Genomic DNA, 4,070 nt, shown 5'->3' on the forward strand with positions numbered 1-4,070 from the left:
TAAGAAAAAGCTTCATCATGATTTAATCAATTTTAAGAATAATTTTACCAAAAACATCACGGCTTTCCATTCGTTTTAAAGCAGTATTTATTTCATCAAGTCCAACAATTGTATCAATGACAGGGTGTACGGCTTTTTGTGCCATTTTTTGCATGGCATTTTTCATATTTTGCATACGACAGCCAAATGAACCGAATATCTTCAGTTGTTGCTGGAATAATTGCATGAGATTTATTGGTGCTGAAACACCAGAGGTAGAACCGCAAGTCACTAAGCGTGCTCCTTTTTTCATACATAACAGAGAACCGTTCCATGTATCGACACCAACGTGCTCAAAAACAACGTCAACACCTTTTTTTTGAGTTAATTTACGTACCACACCTTCAAAACGATCTTGACGATAATTAATCACATGATCGGCTCCAAGAGAGTGTGCTTTTGCAATTTTTTCATCTGAACCTACCGTGGTGATAACGGTACAACCCATATGTTTTGCAAGTTGAATGGCTGCAGAGCCAATACCGGAACCACCAGCTTGTATCAGGATTGTTTCTCCTGCTTGTAATTTTGCGTTATCGAAAAGCATATGTTCTACGGTGCCAAAAGTAATGGGAGCAACAGCAGCTTGGAATTCATCACATTGGGGAGGGGCTGGAACCAATAAACGTGCTGGTAAATTGACAAGCTCACAAGCAAATCCATCAAGATGAAAACCGTAGACTCCCTTTACATCAGAGCAAAGATTATCCCGTCCTTCATGACAAGCTTGACATACTCCGCAGGTTTGGGCACCATAAATTGAGACGATTTGTCCAAGGTGTAAATCTTTAACATGGCTTCCCAGTTGCGTAATTTCACCGGAAGCTTCGGCACCAATGATGAGGGGCATTTTTCTTTTCGCGAAAGCCATCCCACGCCATCCCCATACATCAATATGATTCAGAGCAACAACTTTTATACGTACTGTTACTTCATCGGGGCGTGGAGATTGTGGTGGGGAAATATTAGTGATTTCAAGCCGACGATCATCGAAGAGTTGCAGTGCACGCATTATCCATCCCCTTAAATATATACTATTAAGTTAGCGTTATAAAATTTTTGTTCTATAAAGGATTATCCTTTATAGGCCGTGATAACAAGACTCGTATTTTGACCACCAAATCCAAATGAGTTTGACAAAACCGCATTGACATTGGCTTTACGGCTATGATGAGGAACAACATCTAAAGGAATAGCAGGATCGGGATTATCGTAATTTATTGTAGGTGGAAGTATCCCCGATTGAATGGTCAAAAGCGAAAAAACAGCTTCTATGGCACCAGCAGCAGTTAAGGTATGTCCAATCATTGATTTATTAGAAGAAACTGGAATATGCTCTAGAACGTCACCGAAGACTGTTGATAACGCAAGATATTCCATTTTCTCATTTTCAGGTGTAGAGGTTCCGTGAGCATTAATATAGTCAATTTCATGGATGGTTATTTGTGCATCATTTAAGGCTTTGCGAACGGATCCAATTGCTGGTGATGCATCAGGTTTTGAACGTGTGCGGTGAAAATCATCGGCTGTTTCTCCACAGCCCGCTAAAATTCCTAAAATTGTAGCATTACGGTCTAATGCGCTTTGAAGAGATTCAAGAACAAGAGCGCCTGAACCTTCTGCCATAACAAAACCGTCTCGATCTCGGCTAAAGGGTTTTGCTGCTTTTTCTGCAGGTTCATTTTGAGTGGAAAGAGCAGATAATAATGAAAAACGAATGAGAGATTCTGCTGAAACTGATCCATCTGTCGCAATGGTAAGAGCGCGGTTTGTTTCTCCTCGTCGAATCGATTCAACGCCCAATTGAATTGCCGTTGCACCAGATGCACAAGCCGTGGAAAGTGTAACAGGAAGTCCTTTTGTGCCAAACGTTTTTTGCAGTTTTTCTGCAATTGCACCAAATTGTGTGGTTTCAAAAAGTTCCTCATGGAGTTTATGCTTACAAATTTTAAGAAGATGGGCATAAGAAGGCTCATTATTGAATTCTTCCTCTTGATCAAGACTAAAACGTGCTTGCCATTCAAGTTCAACAGGGGGAGCAGCGAGAAAGAGTGGCCCATTAAAATTTGTTTTATCAAGAGCAGCTTGCTCTAAAGCTTCTTCAGCAGAAAGATGTGCAAGCTTTTCAGAAAGAGCCGAAGCACCAAGCGTACTTTCTTTGAGAAAATCAATTGTTCCAGCAATATATGTATTTAATCCTTCAACGGGAAAACGTATTATTTTGTGGATGCCGCTTATACCGCTTGTTAATTTTTGCCAATTTTCATGTTTTCCTTGTCCTAGTGATGTGACAACGCCTGCCCCAGTTATTGCTACAAGTGGACGCCCAAAATGATCATGATATTTCACTATAGAAATTTCCCTTCAAACAGCAGTAAGACGTACGATACCTTCAGATCTTTTTATACCAATAGTTGTAACAAATATTTCATGGATTTCTTTAGAAAAAGATTTTTCATGAGGACTTAACACTGGAAAACAGTGTTTTTTTTCAATTGAAAGTGCTGCAAGGGCAAGTGCTAAAGGAAATTGTGCTTCTCGCATATAACCAAATAATGTTGTAATGCCTCGGTAAGATAGATCAGCATCATCAAGAGCATTTTGTTCTGCTTTTGTTGCTTCGTGAGCCCCTGAGGCTGCTGAAATGGCTAAGGAATCTTTAGCGTCCACCGTTTTTAACATTGTTGCAATTGATTCCTTAAGTGGTGTTTTGCTTCTATCTGTTTGGTCTGTAATAATTTGGCTAACTTCAGCATAAGCACGTGCGTTACGTTTTTTTGCGTGTTCTCTACTTTCAAGAACTAGAAAGACACCACCAGAACCAGTGATAATACCACCACCAGGGTGAATTTTACGATCCCACACTGGGCTCCACCCATCATGGGTTAAAAGACCACCAAGCTCATGGGCTAACAACATATCATAACTTTGTGCATTATAGGAACTTCCTACAAGAGCATGGGTACTTTGTCCTGATTTAATACGGGCTACAGCAATTTGAAGGGCAGAAAGTCCACTGCCTTCTTCTCCCATAAATGTGCGAGATGATCCAGTGACTTTATGAACGATTGAAATGTTTCCCGCCAGAAGATTTGAAAGTTGTGCCAAAAATAATGTTGGACGAAGTTCCGTTGAAAGCGCAACATTTAATATAGAAGCGTGATCAGTGATTGCTCGCGCTTTAGAAAGAATCTGTGTATCAACAGTAATATCACGTTCTCCTCCACTTGCTGCTACGATCATGTCCATTGTTGAAGTAAATTGTTCATTATTTTTCATCCCAGCATCATCAAGAGCAAGACCTGCTGCATAGGTCCCAAGACGTTGCCATGTTCCCATTTGCCGTTGATCACTTTTTTTGGGAATTTGTAAACTCCAATCAACTTCAGGCAATTTATGCACTGTGTAGGGCGAAAAAGTTGTACAATCTAGGTTTGGTGTACAGATCGGATTATTTAAGAGATTCCAATGTTGATCAGTTCCTTCCCCCAGAGAGCTTATGAGACCTATACCAGTGATGAATACAGATTGATCATGCATAGTAAAAAAGCTATTCCGCCTGTTTTAAGGCAACGAGATCATCAATTTTTGCACAAAGGTTTTTAAGAACAAAGTATTCTTCTGTAGCAACTGTACCTTCATTGATTTCTTGCGTCCATTGTTCTAGGGGAACTTTTATTCCAAAGGCTTTATCAATAGCGAAAACAATATCAAGAAAATCAAGACTGTCGATTCCCAAATCATCAATTGTATGACTTTCAGGTGTGATTGTATTGCGATCAATTTCACTGATTTCTGCAATAATATCAGCAACTTTATCAAACGTGGAAGGCAATGTACGGATTCCTTATTATAGAGTTAGTAAATTCAAAATACATTTAATATCATTCTTCTAGCCTTTTTACTATTTAAAAAAAAGCCTTAATCTAGAATATAACTGTCTCTGTCTATAGAAAAAAGAACTTTACAGTACGTGAAATACTATATCTCAATATTTAAAAAACTTTGAAGTTTTATTGCATATTTATTTT

The 4,070-nt window shown here is 39.0% G+C and carries 4 protein-coding genes; all 4 read right to left on the reverse strand.

Annotated features, from left to right (window positions below; translation table 11 throughout):
* Positions 1 to 22: 22 nt before the first annotated feature.
* Positions 23 to 1,051: a zinc-binding dehydrogenase gene (locus BN338_RS03710; protein ID WP_039759164.1), complete on the reverse strand. Its 1,029-nt coding sequence runs from the start codon at positions 1,049 to 1,051 to the stop codon at positions 23 to 25.
* Positions 1,052 to 1,113: 62 nt separating this feature from the next.
* Entirely contained in the window at positions 1,114 to 2,388 is a 1,275-nt protein-coding gene (locus BN338_RS03715; RefSeq protein WP_039759166.1) for a beta-ketoacyl-ACP synthase, read from the reverse strand.
* A 15-nt stretch (positions 2,389 to 2,403) separates the two neighbouring features.
* Complete coding sequence (locus BN338_RS03720; RefSeq protein WP_039759167.1) at positions 2,404 to 3,579, reverse strand: beta-ketoacyl-ACP synthase; 1,176 nt, start codon at positions 3,577 to 3,579, stop codon at positions 2,404 to 2,406.
* A 10-nt stretch (positions 3,580 to 3,589) separates the two neighbouring features.
* A complete protein-coding gene (locus BN338_RS03725; protein WP_039759169.1) occupies positions 3,590 to 3,874 on the reverse strand; it encodes an acyl carrier protein in 285 nt (94 codons plus the stop codon).
* Positions 3,875 to 4,070 lie beyond the last annotated feature (196 nt).

It is taken from the genome of Bartonella queenslandensis AUST/NH15 (genome assembly GCF_000312585.1).
Lineage (GTDB): Bacteria > Pseudomonadota > Alphaproteobacteria > Rhizobiales > Rhizobiaceae > Bartonella > Bartonella queenslandensis_A.